Here is a 16,818-nt window from a genome sequence, read left to right as displayed (position 1 = left end):
TTCACTATGCAAAGCATTCTTTCATCCTGGTTTGTACAGGGAATGGTTAAAGCCACCAGCGATATGTGGCTGAAGGGCTGGGACGAACGTAACGGCGGCAACGTGTCGCTGCGCCTGCTGGAAGAGGAAGTAAAGCCTTTCGCTGGCGACTTTTACGCCGAGCCGCGCTGCGTTGAGCTGACGAAACCAGCGCCTGCGCTGGCTGACTGCTGGTTCCTCGTCACCGGGTCGGGCAAGTTTTTCCGCAACGTACAGCTCGACCCCGCCGACAGCCTGGCGCTGCTGAAGGTCGACGAGCAAGGTCTCTCTTATAAAATTCACTGGGGGCTGAGCAACGGCGGGTTGCCTACCTCCGAGCTGGCGGCGCACTTCCAGTCTCACAGCGTGCGCAAAGCGGTCTCCGGCGGCGCGGATCGCGTGATCATGCACTGTCACGCGACCCATTTTATGTCGCTGAGCTATGTGGTGGATCTCGATTCGGCACGCTTTACCCGCCTGCTGTGGGAAGGCAGCACCGAGTGTCTGGTGGTGTTCCCGGACGGCGTCGGCATTCTGCCGTGGATGGTGCCGGGTACCGATGAAATCGGTCAGGCGACAGCCGATCAGATGGCGTCTCACAGCATCGTGATGTGGCCGTTCCACGGCATCTTCGGCGCCGGACCGACGCTGGATGAAACCTTCGGCCTGATCGACACCGCGGAGAAATCCTCAGAGGTGATCGTGAAGGTGCTGTCTATGGGCGGCATTCGCCAGAGCATCACGACCGAACAGCTGGTGGCGCTGGGCAAACGCTTCAACGTCAAGCCCTGGCAGGCAGCACTCGACGCGGGTCCGGCCAATGCTTCGTAAAGCCTTTGTCATGCAGGTGAATACCGATTGCCATCAGGAGTATGAGCGTCGCCATTCGCCCATCTGGCCGGAGCTGGCGGAAACGCTCAAGGCGCATGGCGCGCGCAACTACGCTATCTGGCTGGACGCCGAACGACACCTGCTGTTCGCCAGCGTGGAGATCGAGTCGGAAGAGCGCTGGAACGCGGTGGCGCAGACGGAAGTGTGTCAGCGCTGGTGGGCGTCGATGAAGGATCTTATGCCGAGCAATCCCGACAACAGTCCGGTGAGCCAGGCGCTGAAGCCGGTCTTCTTCCTCGAGTGACGTTACCAACGAGCAGGGCGGGAAAATTCCCGCCCTGATTACTTCATAGCGCAAAATATTCAGCGCTGCTTCATGCACTCACCGGTTAGCGCCGGCCACATCGCCATCAGGGTGTCGATGATATTATCGAGATCCGCTTTCGGCGCGCCTTCGCGCGCGCGCACTGACATGCCCTGCAGCATACAGGCGAGATAGCGCGCCAGAGAGAGAATATCGACCTGCGCCGGAATATCGCCGCGCTGCTGACGGGCGGTGAGAAAATCCAGCAGCGTCTGCTGCTGCGCGTCGTGCTGCTGGCGCAGCATATGGGCGATCTCGCTCGATGACGAAGAGAGCGCGGTAGAGGTACAGATAAAGAAGCAGCCCGCCGGCGTATCGCAGTTGGTAAAGCAGGCCGCCGTAGCGCGGAACCAGCCCTCAATCGCTTCAGCAACCGACTTGCTCTCATCCTGCAGCGCGGCGTTGCGTTCAGCGCTAAAGCGCTCGATATAGCGTTCCATCGCCGCGCGGAACAGGCCTTCTTTATTCTCGAACTCGGCGTAGAGCGTCGGCGCTTTTGCGCCGGTGGCGGCGACCAGGTCGGAGAGAGAAGTGCCCTCATAACCATGGGTCCAGAACAGCGTCAGGGCTTTGTCCAGCGCCGCGTCCCGGTCGAAGGTTTTGGGCCGGCCGCGACATTTTTTCACGGCCTCGTCATGTTGCTGGCTCATAAATCCTCACGTCTGAAAAACACTCCATTAAATTACCGATCATTAAGAAAATATGCAAGCCAGCCTGCGCGCCCGTAAAAGTGGGTTGGCATTTTGTGCGTTGCCGCCCGGTTTTCCCCCATATGGTTAAGTGAAAAAGGGCGCTGCAGCCCATACTCACGCCTCTTCCGCATTAAAATAACGATCGATAAAAAATGATTGACGCAGAGTCGCTATATGCTCTACCATTTATTTAACGATCGTTAATTAATTTAACGACACCTTATACAAACCCGAATATGAGAGCCGATATTATGAAAACCACCAAACTGACCCTGGCCGCACTGGCCCTTAGCGCCCTGACTTTTGGCGCATTCGCCGCAGACCAGGTCGCCAGCGATCCGCTGCACCAGACGCCGGTAGGCACCATCTCCGCGCAGGGCGGCCCTAACCTGGATTCCCTGGAAGCGCAGCTGAACGCGAAAGCGGATGCCGCAGGCGCGAAATCTTTCCGCATCACCTCGACTTCCGGTCAGAACAACCTGCACGGCACCGCAGTGATTTATCAGTAAGTCAGCGGCGTCGGAGAGAAGGAGAGAGAGGATGAAAAGCGTGAAGTATGTCGTTATGGCGGCGCTGCTCAGCACGGCATCAGTGGCCAGCGCGGCGGCGCAGCAGCTTGAGGCTGCGCCTTATTACCAGACAGAGGCCGCAGCGGTTAACGTCAGCGGCAGCGGCAGCCTGATTTCTCTGGAGCAGCAGCTGTCGGGAAAGCAGGACAGCGTGCGCGTAAAGCCTTTTCCCATCGCTTCGACCTCTGGCGCGAGCAGGCTGTCTGGCACAGCCGCCAGCCTTAATTAAGAAAAAGGGCGTCGGAACACGGTTCTGACGCCCTTTTTTTATCCGTTGCTGCGCAACTGCGGATATTTGCGGAAGATAGCGATACACCAGAACAGCGCGACGAGCCCCAGCAGCCCGCCAATATTACCCACGTCCCCCATGCTCAGATGCTCGCTGACCTGATTGCCCAGCAGCGCACCCGCGCCGATGCCGATATTATAGATACCGGACATCAGCGACATCGCGACGTCGGTGGCATCCGGCGCCAGCGACAGCACGCGCACCTGCATGGCCAGGCCGATCATCATCATCGCCATACCCCACAGAATACAGAGCGTCGTAATTGCGGCCGGACGAACGGCGGCGAAAATCAGCAGCCCCATGCAGAGGGTGATAATCGCTATCGCGGCGATCAGCAGCGCAGAGGGGAACTTATTGCCCAGCGAGCTAAAGAGCAGGCTGCCCAGGATTCCGGCGGAACCGAACAGCAGCAGCAGCAGCGTGGTAAAGTTCTCATCCGCATTCGCCACGAACTGCATAAACGGCTCGATATAGCTGTAGGCGGTGTAGTGTGCGGTCACCACCAGCGTCACCAGCAGATACATGCTCACCAGCGCCGGTCGGCGAAACAGCATCGGCACGCTGCTCAGCGAGCCGGTGTGTTCGCTCGGCAGACGCGGCAGAATACGCGCCAGCAGCACCATCAGCACCAGCGCCGAGGCGCCAATCATGCCGAAGGTGGTGCGCCAGCCCAGATATTGTCCCACCACGCGGCCAATCGGCACGCCCAGCACCATTGCCAGCGCGGTGCCGGTTGCCAGCATGCTTAACGCCTGGGTCTTTTTACCGGCGGGCGCGACGCGAATCGCCAGCGAGGCGGTGATCGACCAGAACACCGCATGCGCCAGCGCGATGCCGATGCGCGACAGCACCAGCGAGGCGAAGCTCCAGGCGAAGGTCGACAGCACATGGCTCACGATAAAGATCAGGAACAGCGCCGACAGCAGGATGCGCCGCTCGATATTGCGCGTCAGCAGCATCAGCGGCAGCGAAAGCAGCGCCACGACCCAGGCGTAAATCGTGAGCATAATGCCTACGTCGGCGCTTTTCATGCTGAAGCTGGCGCCGATATCGGAAAGCAGGCCGACAGGCACAAATTCGGTGGTGTTGAAAACAAAGGCGGCGATAGCCAGCAGCACCACGCGTAGCCAGGCCGTTTTACGGGATACAGTAGTTGATTGCATGAAAATAAAAATCAGTCAGAGCAGCAGCAAAAAGATGCGGTTTCACATCCACGAAAGTGACTTGCGTCACAATTATTGACCATTGTGAGGGAATTGCACGGGAAGAGGAACGGGGAAGCGCCTTTTTATTCCTGAAAGTTTTTTATCGCCCGGCCCGCGGGCGATAAACAAGGGGTATCAGCGCGGCGTTTTGCCCGGCATCATGCGTTTCAACGTATTGTCCTTGAGAAAATAGTGATGAAACAGCGCGCCCACGACATGCAGGCCTATCAGCCAGTATCCTAGCGGCGCCAGCGTTTCATGCCAGTCGATCAGGCTGTCGGCAAGATCGAAGCTGGGCTCGCTCGCCACCGGCATCGGTATGCCGAACAGCCACCAGTCGCGTCCGCGCAGATAGCGCGAGGTGAGGCCCAAAATCGGCAGGGTGATAAACAGCGCATAGATCAGCGTATGCACCAGATGCGCCAGGCCGGTTTGCCAGCGGGCGATGGGCGGCGTGATGGGCGGCGTGCGATGGCGCGTGCGCAAAAACAGACGCGCCAGCATCAGCAGCAGGACGGTAAAGCCTGCGCTGAAGTGGGTGATAATCATCGCGTAGCCCTGCCATGAGCCGCGCTGGGCAAAGCCGCGCAGCTCGATAGTGGCGTAAGCCAGCGCCACCAGCAGAAAGGTCAGCCAGTGAAGGGCAATTTGTGAAGCGGCATATTTTTCGCGCATAGGTTGCTCAGGCATCAGGAAGAAGAGCTCTACCTTACTGGAAAGAGAGAAGAAATCTTAACAAACTGGCGCAACGGCGCAACGCTTTGCTGGCCTACGCGGCGAGGCCAGCATAATCAGAGTCAGGCGATATGCTTTAGTGCCACGCTATTCTGAGTCTTCAGGTTTTTTTTTAGCGGCAGCGGACAGCACGCTTCGCAGCCCAGCGCGCCGGGATAATACTTGCGCGCCTGCTGAATGGCGGCATTAGCGGTATAAAAAGTGCCGAGAAACAGGCGGGATTCAAGCGGGGGAAGATAGTGGCAGCCTGCGGCGTGCACCACATGGTTATCGTTATAGCCAGAAATTTTAGAAACGTAGTAGTAATGGCCCATTGGGACATCCTCATTGCTGTAAAAAAAAGTACATTTATTGTTGGAGTGAGAGGGATTATAGCGAGGATTGGCGACTTTGTTTTTTATGGCCCTAATTAGTCGGCAGATTCAGGGGCAACAGGTGAAAAAGGACGCAGCTGCGTCCTTTTTATTGCGCGCCGTGCGGCGTCAGAGCTGTTTTTGCTGCAAACGCCAGCCTACCAGCAGGGCGAGCAGCAGCAGCGCGGAGATGAAGAGGGTAATGCCAGGCCAACCATAGCTGTGCCAGAACAGGCCGCCAAGCGTACCGGCTACGCTGGAGCCAACATAGTAGCTGAAGAGGTAGAGCGACGATGCCTGGCCTTTGGCGCGGCGCGCGCGCGGGCCTATCCAGCCGCTGGCGACCGCATGGGCGGCAAAGAAGCCGGCGGTAAACAGCATCATTCCGAGGAAAATCCACCATACCGCGCTCAGTGCGGTCAGCAACAGGCCCGCCAGCATCAGCGCCGTAGCACCGAGCAGCACCGGACCGCGTCCCAGTTTCATCGTCAGCGCGCCCGCCTTCGGCGAACTCCAGGAGCCGGTCAGATAGACCACAGAGAGCAGCCCGACGACCGCCTGGCTGAGATGGTAAGGCGCGCCCAGCAGACGGTAGCCGATATAGTTGAACAGCGTGACGAAGGCACCCATCAGCAGAAAGCCTTCGGCAAACAGCAGCGGCAGTCCGGCGTCGCGCCAGTGCAGGCGAAAGTTAATCATCAGGCTGCGCGGCTTCAGCGACGCCGGACGAAAATGGCGTGATGCAGGCAGGATGCGCCAGAACATCAGCGCGGAAGCGAGGGCGCAGCAGCCAATCGCCGCGATGGCGACGCGCCAGGAAAAGAAGTCGGTCAGCACGCCGCTCAGCAAGCGGCCGCTCATGCCGCCGATGGAGTTGCCGCTGATATAGAGCCCCATAGAAAATGCGACAACGCTGGGATGGATCTCTTCGCTGAGATAGGTCATGCCCACGGCGGCCACGCCGCTGAGCGAAAGGCCGGTGAGGGCGCGCATCAGCAAGATGCTCTGCCAGCTGTTCATGGCAGCGGAAATCAGCGTGCAAATTGCCGCCAGCATCAGCGCCGTCACCATCACGTTCTTGCGACCCACGGCGTCGGAAAGCGGGCCGGTCACCAGCAGCCCTAGCGCCATCAGCCCGGTGGCGATCGAGAGTGAGATACTGCTCTCGGCGGGCGATACGCCGAACTGCGCCGACAGCACCGGCAGAATAGGCTGCACGCAGTAGAGCAGCGCGAAGGTAGCCAGACCGGCGGAAAAGAGCGCCAGGGTGACGCGCATAAACTGCGGCGTGCCGCGTTTGATCCATACGGATGATGCCGCGGAAGAGACCGCCGTCGAATCGGCTGACTCGCCGTCGTCGAGCGTAACCGCCTGAGAAGAGCGACGCACATTAATTCCTTAGCTGAAAAGAGTAGATCTACTCTAGGAAAGCGCTAATAGGTTGTCTAATATATTAATAATCTCAATTGATATGTTTAAAATATGAATATTGAACTGCGCCACCTGCGCTATTTTCTCGCGGTCGCCGAGGAGCTCCATTTTGGCCGCGCCGCACAGCGCCTCAACATTTCTCAGCCGCCGCTCAGCCAGCAGATCATGCAGCTGGAGCAGGAGATCGACGCCAAACTCTTTACCCGCACCAACCGCAGCGTCCAGCTCACGCCGGCCGGGCAGCAGTTTCTCAGCGACGCGCGGGCGATTTTGCAGCAGGTCGAGCAGGCGGCCAGCCGCGCGGCGCGGCTGGAGCGGGGCGAAGAGGGCGAGCTGCGCATCGGCTTTACCTCTTCCGCGCCCTTTACCGGTCTGGTCTCAGACGCGCTCTATCAGTTTCGCCAGCGCTGGCCGCAGGTGCATATCCAGATGCAGGAGATCAACACCCGGCAGCAGCTTGCGCCGCTGCATGAGGGGCGACTCGATCTGGGGGTGATGCGCAACACCGCGCTGCCGTCTGACTTGCGTCATCAGCTGCTGCTGCGCGAACCGCTGCGCGCGGTGGTGCACTGGGCGCACCCGCTGGCGGACGCGGAAACCATCTCTGTCAGCGCCCTGGCGAACGAACCTTTCGTTTTTTTCGATCCGCAGGGCGGCACGGCGCTGCATGGAGAAATCCTCAGCCTGCTGCGCCGCTATCAGATTACGCCCTACATCATGCAGGAGGTGGGCGAGGCGATGACCATCCTCGGGCTGGTGGCCACCGGCCTTGGCGTATCGATTTTGCCCGCGTCCTTCGCCCGCGCGCGCCTGGCGGATGTGGTCTGGCTACCGCTTAAAGAAGAGGATGCGCTGTCGGAGGTGTGGCTGGTCTGGTCGGGCGAGCGCGAGCCGTCGATGCAGATGCGCAATATGATGCGGCTTCTTTCGCCCGCAGCGCAAAAATAAGGGCCAGACTTTAAGCAAAGCCCGGTTTTTATGTGCTGTAAATCACATTTCAAATCAAATGTTTGACGCTCAGGCGCAATCTGCCTCACCATAGTCACTGTTTATTTAGAAGCGCGAAAATAACCGGGAGCACAGGGCGTGAAGCTGGATAGTCAGCCTGGCCATATTGACCAGATCAAACAGACTAATGCAGGCGTTGTTTACCGCCTGATCGATCTCTACGGTCCGATTTCGCGTATCGAACTTTCCCGGCTGGCGCAGCTGGCGCCCGCCAGCATCACCAAAATCGTACGTGAAATGCTCGACGCTCATCTGGTGCAGGAGACGGAATTCCAGGAGCCGGGCTCGCGCGGCAGACCAGCCATCGGCCTGATCCTCGACACGCTCGCCTGGCACTATCTCGCGGTGCGCCTGCATCACGGCTCGCTGACCCTGACGCTGCGCGATCTCAGCAGCCGCGCGCTGGTAGAGGAGTCTTCGCCGCTGCCTGACGAAGCGCAGCAGCCGCTGCTGACCTCGCTGATCGATCGTGTCGACGCCTTTTTTATGCGCCACCAGCGCAAGCTTGAACGGCTCACGGCGATTGCCATTACCTTACCCGGGCTGATTAACGCCGCCTCGGGCGTCGTGCACCGGCTGCCGGGCTATGAGGCGAGCGAGATACCGCTGGGCGATACGCTGGCGCAGCGCACCGGCGTGCCGGTTTTCGTACAGCACGACATCTCCGCCTGGACGCTGGCGGAGTCGCTGTTCGGCGCGTCGCGCGGCGCGCAGGACGTGATCCAGATTGTGATCGACGACACCGTCGGCGCGGGCGTGATCAGCGGCGGCCAGCTGCTGCACAAAAGCGGGCGCGCGCTGGTGGAGATTGGGCATACCCAGATCGATCCCTATGGGCAGCAGTGCTATTGCGGCAACCACGGCTGTCTGGAGACGGTCGCCAGTACCGGCAGCCTGCTGGCGCTGGCGGCGCAGCGCCTGGCCGCGCAGCCCGACAGCGTGCTGCACCAGCAGCCGTTAACGCTGGAGACGCTCTGTATGGCGGCTCAGCAGGGCGATCGGCTGGCGCGCGACGCCATCGCAGGCGTCGGGCATCATGTCGGACGGATGCTGGCGATGATGGTCAATATCTTCAACCCGCAGCATATTCTGATCGGCTCGCCGCTAAACGAGGCCGCTGAAGTCCTGTTTCCCGCCGTCAGCAGCACCATCCGCCAGCAGGCGCTGCCCGCCTACAGCGAAGCGATTCAGCTTGCGCCTACGGAATTCCGCGAGCCGGGCACCCTCGGCGCGGCGGCCCTGATCAAAGACGCCCTCTACAGCGGCTATCTGCTGGTGAAGCTGTTACAAGGTTAAGCGCGACTGAACTTTGCGCTAACGCAAGCCGCCTGCTGCCCGCACTCCTTACAATAGGTTTTGCTTTTTTGTAAAACAAAATCGTTACGTTGAGGAGGAGTGGGGTGAAAAATCTGTTCATTACCGGTACCGACACCGCTGTAGGGAAGACCGTCGTTTCGCGCGCGCTTCTGCAGTATCTCGCCCACGCAGGCCTGAGCGCAGTCGGTTTCAAACCGGTTGCCCGGAACGCCGTGCGCAGCGCGGAGGGCCTGCGCAGTAAAGATGCGCTGGTTTTGCAGAGCAGTTCAACAGTTACCCTGCCATACGACGCAATCAACCCGTTGATTTACGAAGAAGACGAAGTCAGCATTCGGCCACGCAGGCCCATGGACTATCCGCTGCTGAGTCAAAGCCTGCAGCGACTGGAGCAGCAGGCCGACTGCGTCGTAGTCGAAGGCACCGGCGGCTGGCGCAGCCTGATGAATGATGCGAAGCCGCTTTCTGGCTGGGTGGTGCAGCACCAGATTCCCGTGGTGCTGGTGGTAGGCATCAAGCAGGGCTGCCTCAGCCATGCGCTGTTGACCGCCGAGGCGATCGCGCGTGACGGGCTGCCGCTGGCGGGCTGGGTCGCAAACCGCATCAACCCCGGTCTGGCGCACTATGCCGAATTGATCGACGTGCTGCGCGACAGCATCGACGCGCCGCTGTTGGGGGAATTGCCCTATCTGCCGCGCGCCGAACAGCGCGACTTAGCCGGTTATCTCGATCTCACTCCGGTGGGCCTCGCCGCGCTGCCCGATTCAGGTGCAAAGATCGCCTGACAGTGAAACATTATGCTGCAAAGACGCTGCGGCTGAATCGATGGTTTCAGGATCCAGCGCAGCGCTTTCTTTTTTTAACTGCTTCATGATCAACAGGTTACCTCTTTAGCTTTTCGCTGCCCGCGCGCGTGGCGTGATAAATGCATTAACAGCGTTAATCACAATACTGCCGGAGCACGATTATGTCGCATTCAGAAGAGAAAACATTGCTGTACGGGCTGGACGAGCGCATCAGGCCTGCACCCGCGTTTTTCGCCGCGCTGCAGCATCTGCTGGCCAGCGTCGTCGGCATTATCACGCCGCCGCTGATCATCGGCTCGGTGCTGGGACTGCAGGCCTACATTCCCTATCTGATTAGCATGTCGCTGCTGGTTTCCGGTATGGGCACCTTTCTTCAGGCGCGGCGCGTGGCGGGGATCGGCGCGGGCATGATCTGCCTGCAGGGCACCAGCTTCGCCTTCCTCGGCGTCATCCTTTCCGGCGGAATGATGGTTAAAAGCCGCGGTGGTTCGCCAGAGGATATTATGGCGATGATCTTCGGCTGCACGCTGGTGGCTGCGCTGATCCCATTACTGATTAGCCGCTGCGTCGCGCAGCTGCGCCGCGTGCTGACGCCGGTGGTGACCGGAACGGTGATCACGCTGATCGGCATCAGCCTGATTAAGGTGAGCATCACCGACTGGGCGGGCGGGCATAACGCTGCGAATTTCGGCGCGCCCGGCAACCTGGCGCTCGGCGCCCTGACGCTGCTGGTGATTATCGCGCTGAACCGGATGCGCAACCGCTGGGCGCGGCTGATCGCGGTGATCGCCGGCATCGCCGTTGGCTGCCTCGCCGCGGCGCTAAGCGGCACGCTGGCGCTGAAGCCGCTGCCGGAGACGGGCTGGCTGGCGCTGCCGGGCTTTTTCCGTTTCGGCTTCGCCTTCGACTGGACCATTTTTTTGCCGATCGCGCTGGTGTCGGTCATTTCGGTCATTGAGGCGGTGGGCGACCTGACCGCCAACTGTATGCTGTCGCAGCAGCCGATCAGCGGCCCGCAGTTTCAGCGTCGTCTGCAGGGCGGCATCTGCGCCGACGGCGTCAGCTGCGTGCTGGCGGCGGTTTTCTCCGCTTTTCCCAACACCACCTTTGCGCAGAATAACGGCGTGATTCAGATGACCGGCGTGGCGAGCCGCTATGTCGGCATGGTGATGGGAGTGATGCTGGCGCTGCTCGGGCTGTTTCCCGCCGTGGGCGCGCTAATGCAGCAGATCCCGCCGCCGGTGCTGGGCGGAGCGACGCTGGTCATGTTCGGCAGCGTGGTGGCCGCCGGGATCCGCGTGATGACCCAAACCCCGCTGGGACGTCGCGAGATGCTGATTGTGGCGGTCTCTTTTGGTCTGGGGCTGGGCGTCGAAGCGGTGCCGGAAGCGCTGAAGCAGTTCCCGCCGCTGGTGAGTCAGATTTTTGGCCATGCGGTAACCACCGGCGGCGTGCTGGCGATCCTGCTGAATCTGGTGCTGCCCAGCGAGCCGCGCGCTGTCGCCTTGCCGCAGGGCGAAGCGGTGGAAAAAGGGCTGTAGAAAAGCGTACGGCCCCGGCGCAATAAGGTATGCGTCGGGGCCGCTTGCCTCCGCAGGCGGTGGCGAGAAAGTTACGGATTAAGGCGGCGGCGCGTGCGGCCGGAGCTGAGGTAGTCGGCGATATAATCCTGCGAAATCTCCCCGCTGTAGCGGCCATCTTCATCGACGATCGGCATCCAGACGGTGTTGTGCTCATAGAGCTTAGAGAGCACCACGCGCAGATTCTCCTCCGCCTTGCCGGTAACCCGGAAGGTATGCAGCAACGACTCGCAGTTGCCGCTGGCGTGGCGCGCTTCGCGTCGCTTAACGAAGCCGAGCGGTTTGCCGTCGTTATCGACGACGGTCACCGAACGCATATCGTTTTCATCCATCAGGGCGAACGCCTCTGCCAGCGGCGTGGCGCGCTTAACGGTGATGGTGGGCTGCTGATCGGTGACGTCGCCCGCCTGCACCAGCAGCAGGCGCTTCAGCGTGCGGTCCTGGCCAACAAACGAGCCGACGAAATCATTTTTCGGGCTGGCCAGCAGCTCATCCGGGCTGGCGCACTGCACGATCTTTCCCTGACCGAATACCGCGATCCGGTCGCCGAGCTTGAGCGCTTCGTCGATATCGTGGCTTACCAGCATGACGGTTTTTTTCAGCTGACGCTGCATATCGAGAAACTCGTTCTGGATCGCCTCGCGGTTGATCGGGTCGACGGCGCCGAACGGCTCATCCATCAGCAGCACCGGCGGATCCGCCGCCAGCGCGCGGATCACGCCAATACGCTGCTGCTGGCCGCCCGACATTTCACGCGGGTAGCGGTGGAGAAATTTGGCGGGATCGAGCGCCACCATGCTCATCAGCTCGGTGGCCCGTTCGCGGCAGCGTTTCTTGTCCCAGCCCAGCATGCGCGGCACCACGGTGATATTCTCCTCAATAGTCATATTGGGGAACAGGCCGATCTGCTGGATCACATAGCCGATATTACGGCGCAGGGTAACGGTATCCTGGGCGCTGGTATCCTCGCCGTTAATGAAAATCTTGCCGCTGGTGCTGGGGATAAGACGATTAATCATCTTTAGCGTAGTGGTCTTGCCGCAGCCCGACGGGCCCAGCAGCACGCACATTTCGCCCTGTGGCACATGCAGGCTGACGTTATCGACGGCGGTTACGCCGGCGCCGTTTTTCTGGGTAAAGGTTTTCGTCAGGTTTTCCAGTTTTATCATTATCGAATCCCCTTAGGAGTCAACGCCGACTGCAGACGGTGCAGCAGCCAGTCGAGAATAATGGCCAGCAGGCAGATCATCAGCGCGCCAGCGATGAGCATACGAATATCGCTGCCGCTGATACCGTCGAGCAGCAGCAGGCCAAGGCCGCCTGCGCCAATCACGGCGGCGATCGCCATCACGCCGACATTCATCACCACGGCGGTGCGAATGCCGCCGAAAATCACCGGCAGCGCCATGGGGATCTCCACCCAGCGCAGCCGCTGCCAGAAGGTCATGCCGATACCGCGTCCCGCCTCGCGCAGGCCGTCCGGCAGATTTTCCAGCGCGGTATGGGTGTTGCGCACAATCGGTAGCAGCGAATAAAGGAATACTGCGGTAATGGCGGGCAGCGCGCCGATACCCTGACCGATCAGCGAAAAGAGCGGGATCATCAGTCCGAATAGGGCAATAGTCGGAATGGTCAGCACCACGGTGGCGATGCCCAGCACCGGCGCGGCCAGCCATCTGACGCGCACGATCAGCACGCCCAGCGGCACGCCGGCGACAATGGCGCAGCCGACCGCCACCAGCACCAGCCAGGTATGCTGCCAGGTTAGCGCCAGCAGGCTGCTCCAGTTGTTGATAATGTAGTGAAAGGTATCCATATGGCCGCCTTACAGCATGTTTTTAGCGTTGAGAAAGTCGCGCGCAACCTGCTCGGGCGACTGATGATCGATGTCGACGCGCTTGTTCAGTTCGGTAATCGCCTCGCTGGTCAGCAGCGGCGAAAGCTGGTTCAGCGCTTCCGCAAGGCCGGGATGGCTGTCGAGCACATCTTTGCGCACCACTGGCGTGACGTTGTAACTGGGGAAAAAGTGTTTGTCATCCTCCAGCACCTTGAGATCGAAACCCTTGACGCGGCCGTCGGTGGTATAGACCAGGCCCGCATCGACAAACCCGTCGCGCACCGCGTTGTAGACCAGGCCGGGATCCATTTGCCGAATCTGCGGCCGGTCGAGTGTGAGGTTGTAGGTGGTCTGCAGCGGTTTCATGCCGTCGGAGCGGCCCGAGAATTCCAGGTCCAGCCCCAGCCGCCAGTTATGGTCAGGGTCGTGCTGGCGCACCTGTTCGATTTTCGCCACCAGCTGCGACATGCTGCTGATGCCTTCTTTCTCAGCGCGCGCGCGCTGCATGGCGAACGCATAGGTATTGTTCATCGGAGCCGGATCGAGCCAGACCAGCCCCAGCTTGCCGTCCAGGGCTTTCACGGTCTGGTACGCCTCGTCAGAGGACATCGGCTTCTTAATATGGTTGAAGATGATCAGCGAGGTGCCGGTATATTCCCAGGTCATATCCACCTGTTTATTGAGCATGGCGTTACGGCCGATGGTGGTGGCGATATTGCGTTTGGGGATCACCTGAAAGCCTTTCTTCTGCAGCCACATCACCGTCATGGCGGAAAGGACATGCTGTTCGGTAAAGCTTTTGGTGGCCATCACCAGCGGTGCGTCGGCCTGCGCCGACTGGCTGAATGCCAGCGTCGCGGCGAGGGCCACTGCGGTGCGTCTGAACCAGCGCGTCAGCGTCGTCATATCAGTCTCCCGTTTAAGCCGCGTGCGGGCTGAGAAAGCGGCCCAGCGCCGCCAGCAGCATGTCGAGCAGCAGCGCGAACAGCGCCGTGGCGACCGCGCCAAGGATCAGCGTGGGAAAATCGTTAAGGTAGATGCCGGGGAAAATCAGTTCGCCATAGCTGCTGGCGCCGATCAGGAACGCGAGCGGCGCGGTGCCGACGTTAATGGCGGTGGCGATACGAATGCCGGCCAGCATTACCGGACAGGCGTTGGGCAGCTCAACCTGAAGCAGGCGCTGGAATTTGGTCATGCCGATACCGTTCGCCGCCTCAATCAGAGAGGACGGCACCGCGCTCAGTCCGGAATAGGTGTTGCGCACAATCGGCAGCAGCGAGGCGAGGAAGAGCGCGAACAGCGCCGGTTTTTCGCCGATCCCCAGAACTACCATCGCCAGCGCCAGCACCGCCAGGGGCGGCAGCGTATTGCCGACGTTGAAGATCTGCATCGCATACTCGGCCCAGCGGCGGGCAAAAGGGCGACTCAGCAGGATGCCGCTGGGAATGCCGACCAGCAGTGCGAACAGCATCGACCAGAAAACCAGATAGAGATGCTGCTGACCGAGGTAGATCAGGTCGACGCGGCGCGCGCGCAGCGTATCGATTCCCAGGCCCCACACCAGCAGCGCCAGCACACACACGACGGCCAGTAGCGCGACGCCGGCGCGTCTGACCAGTGAACCATTTTGCATTCTCGATCTCCCTGTTGTTTGTTGTGCAGGGCGGATTGATCGCCGCCCCGTTTTTTCAGGTATGGATAAAAAGCTATTAAGCCTATAGCAGCGTAAAAAGGGCGACGCTACTTTTTATCGGCAAAATCAGACAGATAGAAACGGCTTAAACAGCGGGTAGAGCCGCGCGGCATCTGGTTTCGGCAGTAAATTAACTATTTTTAGCGGATTTTGACGGGTTGAGGTGACGCCGTCACACATAAGGCGCACGTCGGGCACAGCGGCGACGCGAATTTAGGCTAGCCTTGCTGAATAACAAAAGGGAGATGTATGACTGAGAGCGCACACCTGCAGGTCAGCCACCGCGGCTGGATCCTCTTCGCCTGTATGCTGGCGATGTTTATGGCCGCAATCGAGGTGACCATCGTCGCCACGGCGATGCCGACCATCATTGCCGACCTGGGCGGTTTTTCACAGTTCGGCTGGGTTTTCTCTGTTTATCTGCTGACGCAGGCGGTGAGCGTGCCGCTCTATGGCCGTCTGGCGGATATGTGGGGACGGCGCAGGATGTTTTTCATCGGCACCTCGCTGTTTCTGATCGGCTCGGTGCTCTGCGGCTTCGCGCACAGCATGCTGTGGCTTATCCTGTTCCGCGCCTTTCAGGGGCTGGGCGCCGGCGCGATTATGCCGCTCAGTTCTACCATCGTGGCCGATATCTATTCGCCTCGCGAGCGCGCCAGCGTGCAGGGCTGGCTCTCCAGCGTCTGGGGCGTGGCGGCGATCGTCGGTCCGCTGACCGGCGCCTGGCTGGTGCAGCACTTTAGCTGGTCGCTGATTTTCTGGGTCAATCTGCCGATTGGGCTGATCAGCATGGCGATGCTGGCGCGCTTTCTGCCGGCCCACTGCGTCGACGAGAAGCCGCGGCCGCTGAACGTTGCGGGCAGCCTCTGGCTGACGATCTGCGTCAGCGCGCTGCTGATGGCGCTGCTGCAGGCGGAGTGGCTCGGCTACTGGCTAATCGCCTTTCTGATTCTGGCGCTGTTCGCCGGCTGGCAGCTGAAAAGGCATGAGCTGCGCGCCGATGCGCCGCTGTTTCCGCTGGAGATCTGGCGAAGCCGCCTGATTATCGCCGGCAACGCCGGCAATCTGATTATCGGCGCGGCGATGATGGGGATCAGCGCCTTTCTGCCTACCTGGATTCAGGGGATAACCGGCGGCACGCCCCTGCAGGCGGGCAGCGCGCTGGCGATGATGTCGATCGGCTGGCCGCTCGCCAGCACGCTGAGCGGGCGGCTGATGCTGCGCACCTCTTACCGTTTTACCGCCCAGCTCGGCGCGCTGCTGCTGGTGGCGGGCAGCGCTTTGCTGCTGCTGCTGCGCGCCGAGAGCGCAATCTGGCAGGCGGGCGCGACCGCCTTCGTTATCGGTACCGGCATGGGGATGACCAGCACGACTTTTCTGGTGTCGGTGCAAAACCATGCGCACTACGATATTCGCGGCATCTGCACCGCGTCGATCATGTTCAGCCGCATGATGGGCTCGGCTATCGGCACCGCGCTGATGGGCGCCGTGCTGAACCTGAACCTGGCGCAGCGACTGCCGCACGCCGCCGATCCGGTGCAGCAGATTATGTCGGCGCCGTCGCGCGAGGCGCTCTCCAGCGAGACGCTGCACCATATGGTGCAGGCGATCGCCGCCTCGCTGCACTGGGTATTCGTGGTGGCGCTGGTCATCGCGCTGTTTGCGCTGGGCGTGGCGTGGATGATGCCGCGACAGCGGCCGGAACAGGCGGAATAGAAAAGGGCGACGCCGTCGCCCTTATTGCGTGCCGACGCGGATGGGATGGCCGGCTTCGTCAGCAGAGTAAGCCTACTGCGCGGGCGCGTCCTGCGAGCTGCCTGCGCTGTCTGGCACGCTGCCTTCGTCACCGCGTCCCACGCGCTTATAAACAATTTTCTGCGTGTCGTTTTCGCAATGGCCCACTACCTGGCCGCCCGCCTGGTCGACCTGATCGTTAGGCACGATATCCAGCGAAAACCCCGATTCCGGGACGCCGTTCTGAATGATTTTCTGAGTGATGTCCGCTTTAACGGACTCGCAGGAGGCGTGCGCCAGCATCGGCAGCGCCAGTAAAGTTGCGATTAACATTCCGGTCTGTTTCTTCATCGTCTTCT

Annotated in this window: 19 protein-coding genes; 9 read left to right on the top strand and 10 right to left on the bottom strand. The window is 60.6% G+C overall.

Going from position 1 to position 16,818, the window contains the following annotated elements; translation table 11 throughout:
- Window positions 1-6 precede the first annotated feature (6 nt).
- On the top strand, window positions 7-849 hold the full coding sequence (gene rhaD, locus HA46_RS02685) for a rhamnulose-1-phosphate aldolase (RefSeq protein WP_033790082.1): 843 nt from the start codon (window positions 7-9) through the stop codon (window positions 847-849).
- Window positions 839-1,153 (top strand): L-rhamnose mutarotase, encoded by a 315-nt coding sequence (gene rhaM / locus HA46_RS02680; protein ID WP_084882098.1) that lies wholly within the window; start codon window positions 839-841, stop codon window positions 1,151-1,153. The genes rhaD and rhaM overlap by 11 nt, the downstream gene beginning before the upstream one ends.
- A gap of 59 nt (window positions 1,154-1,212) precedes the next feature.
- Here the strand turns inward: rhaM and HA46_RS02675 are convergent, their stop codons facing one another.
- The gene (locus tag HA46_RS02675) at window positions 1,213-1,863 is read right to left on the bottom strand and encodes a TetR/AcrR family transcriptional regulator (RefSeq protein WP_033790078.1); all 651 of its coding nucleotides are present in this window, start codon (window positions 1,861-1,863) and stop codon (window positions 1,213-1,215) included.
- A 293-nt stretch (window positions 1,864-2,156) separates the two neighbouring features.
- Between HA46_RS02675 and bhsA the strand changes: the two genes are divergently transcribed.
- Both bhsA and HA46_RS02665 read left to right on the top strand, forming a co-directional pair.
- Window positions 2,157-2,414, top strand: coding sequence for a multiple stress resistance protein BhsA (gene bhsA, locus HA46_RS02670; protein WP_084882097.1), 258 nt, complete (start codon window positions 2,157-2,159; stop codon window positions 2,412-2,414).
- A 31-nt stretch (window positions 2,415-2,445) separates the two neighbouring features.
- Complete coding sequence (locus HA46_RS02665) at window positions 2,446-2,703, top strand: hypothetical protein (protein WP_033790074.1); 258 nt, start codon at window positions 2,446-2,448, stop codon at window positions 2,701-2,703.
- A 38-nt stretch (window positions 2,704-2,741) separates the two neighbouring features.
- Here the strand turns inward: HA46_RS02665 and HA46_RS02660 are convergent, their stop codons facing one another.
- The 4 genes from HA46_RS02660 to HA46_RS02645 form a co-directional block, all read right to left on the bottom strand.
- Window positions 2,742-3,926 carry a sugar transporter gene (locus HA46_RS02660; protein WP_033790072.1) on the bottom strand — a complete coding sequence of 395 codons (1,185 nt, stop codon included), beginning with the start codon at window positions 3,924-3,926 and terminating at the stop codon, window positions 2,742-2,744.
- Between the two features lie 177 nt (window positions 3,927-4,103).
- Entirely contained in the window at window positions 4,104-4,643 is a 540-nt protein-coding gene (gene cybB, locus HA46_RS02655) for a cytochrome b561 (RefSeq protein WP_084882096.1), read from the bottom strand.
- Between the two features lie 122 nt (window positions 4,644-4,765).
- Window positions 4,766-5,017, bottom strand: coding sequence for a hypothetical protein (locus HA46_RS02650; RefSeq protein ID WP_033790068.1), 252 nt, complete (start codon window positions 5,015-5,017; stop codon window positions 4,766-4,768).
- 168 nt (window positions 5,018-5,185) lie between these two features.
- A complete protein-coding gene (locus HA46_RS02645; protein WP_084882095.1) occupies window positions 5,186-6,445 on the bottom strand; it encodes an MFS transporter in 1,260 nt (419 codons plus the stop codon).
- A 93-nt stretch (window positions 6,446-6,538) separates the two neighbouring features.
- Here HA46_RS02645 and HA46_RS02640 point away from each other — a divergent pair, with 93 nt between their 5' ends.
- The 4 genes from HA46_RS02640 (at window position 6,539) to HA46_RS02625 (ending at window position 11,156) form a co-directional block, all read left to right on the top strand.
- Complete coding sequence (locus HA46_RS02640; protein WP_084882094.1) at window positions 6,539-7,435, top strand: LysR family transcriptional regulator; 897 nt, start codon at window positions 6,539-6,541, stop codon at window positions 7,433-7,435.
- Between the two features lie 138 nt (window positions 7,436-7,573).
- On the top strand, window positions 7,574-8,791 hold the full coding sequence (gene mlc, locus HA46_RS02635) for a sugar metabolism global transcriptional regulator Mlc (RefSeq protein ID WP_033790063.1): 1,218 nt from the start codon (window positions 7,574-7,576) through the stop codon (window positions 8,789-8,791).
- 104 nt (window positions 8,792-8,895) lie between these two features.
- Window positions 8,896-9,594 carry a dethiobiotin synthase gene (bioD, locus tag HA46_RS02630; RefSeq protein WP_084882093.1) on the top strand — a complete coding sequence of 233 codons (699 nt, stop codon included), beginning with the start codon at window positions 8,896-8,898 and terminating at the stop codon, window positions 9,592-9,594.
- A 182-nt stretch (window positions 9,595-9,776) separates the two neighbouring features.
- Window positions 9,777-11,156 carry a nucleobase:cation symporter-2 family protein gene (locus HA46_RS02625; protein ID WP_084882092.1) on the top strand — a complete coding sequence of 460 codons (1,380 nt, stop codon included), beginning with the start codon at window positions 9,777-9,779 and terminating at the stop codon, window positions 11,154-11,156.
- A gap of 71 nt (window positions 11,157-11,227) precedes the next feature.
- Here HA46_RS02625 and osmV read toward each other — a convergent pair whose 3' ends face one another.
- The 4 genes from osmV to osmY are packed head-to-tail and all read right to left on the bottom strand — an operon-like array spanning window position 11,228 to window position 14,665.
- Window positions 11,228-12,364, bottom strand: a complete 1,137-nt coding sequence (gene osmV, locus HA46_RS02620) for an osmoprotectant ABC transporter ATP-binding protein OsmV (RefSeq protein ID WP_084882091.1) — start codon at window positions 12,362-12,364, stop codon at window positions 11,228-11,230.
- The gene (gene osmW / locus HA46_RS02615; RefSeq protein ID WP_033747177.1) at window positions 12,364-13,011 is read right to left on the bottom strand and encodes an osmoprotectant ABC transporter permease OsmW; all 648 of its coding nucleotides are present in this window, start codon (window positions 13,009-13,011) and stop codon (window positions 12,364-12,366) included. Before osmW ends, osmV begins: the two co-directional genes overlap by 1 nt.
- Before the next feature lie 9 nt (window positions 13,012-13,020).
- The gene (locus tag HA46_RS02610) at window positions 13,021-13,938 is read right to left on the bottom strand and encodes a glycine betaine ABC transporter substrate-binding protein (protein ID WP_084882090.1); all 918 of its coding nucleotides are present in this window, start codon (window positions 13,936-13,938) and stop codon (window positions 13,021-13,023) included.
- A gap of 13 nt (window positions 13,939-13,951) precedes the next feature.
- Window positions 13,952-14,665, bottom strand: coding sequence for an osmoprotectant ABC transporter permease OsmY (osmY, locus tag HA46_RS02605; RefSeq protein WP_084882089.1), 714 nt, complete (start codon window positions 14,663-14,665; stop codon window positions 13,952-13,954).
- Window positions 14,666-14,974: 309 nt separating this feature from the next.
- Between osmY and HA46_RS02600 the strand changes: the two genes are divergently transcribed.
- Window positions 14,975-16,441 (top strand): MDR family MFS transporter, encoded by a 1,467-nt coding sequence (locus tag HA46_RS02600; protein WP_033790056.1) that lies wholly within the window; start codon window positions 14,975-14,977, stop codon window positions 16,439-16,441.
- 72 nt (window positions 16,442-16,513) lie between these two features.
- Here the strand turns inward: HA46_RS02600 and HA46_RS02595 are convergent, their stop codons facing one another.
- The gene (locus tag HA46_RS02595; protein ID WP_033790055.1) at window positions 16,514-16,810 is read right to left on the bottom strand and encodes a DUF1161 domain-containing protein; all 297 of its coding nucleotides are present in this window, start codon (window positions 16,808-16,810) and stop codon (window positions 16,514-16,516) included.
- Window positions 16,811-16,818 lie beyond the last annotated feature (8 nt).

Origin of the sequence: Pantoea septica (assembly GCF_002095575.1) — a bacterium.
Taxonomy (GTDB): Bacteria; Pseudomonadota; Gammaproteobacteria; order Enterobacterales; family Enterobacteriaceae; genus Pantoea; species Pantoea septica.
This window is presented reverse-complemented; position numbering and strand designations above follow the sequence as displayed.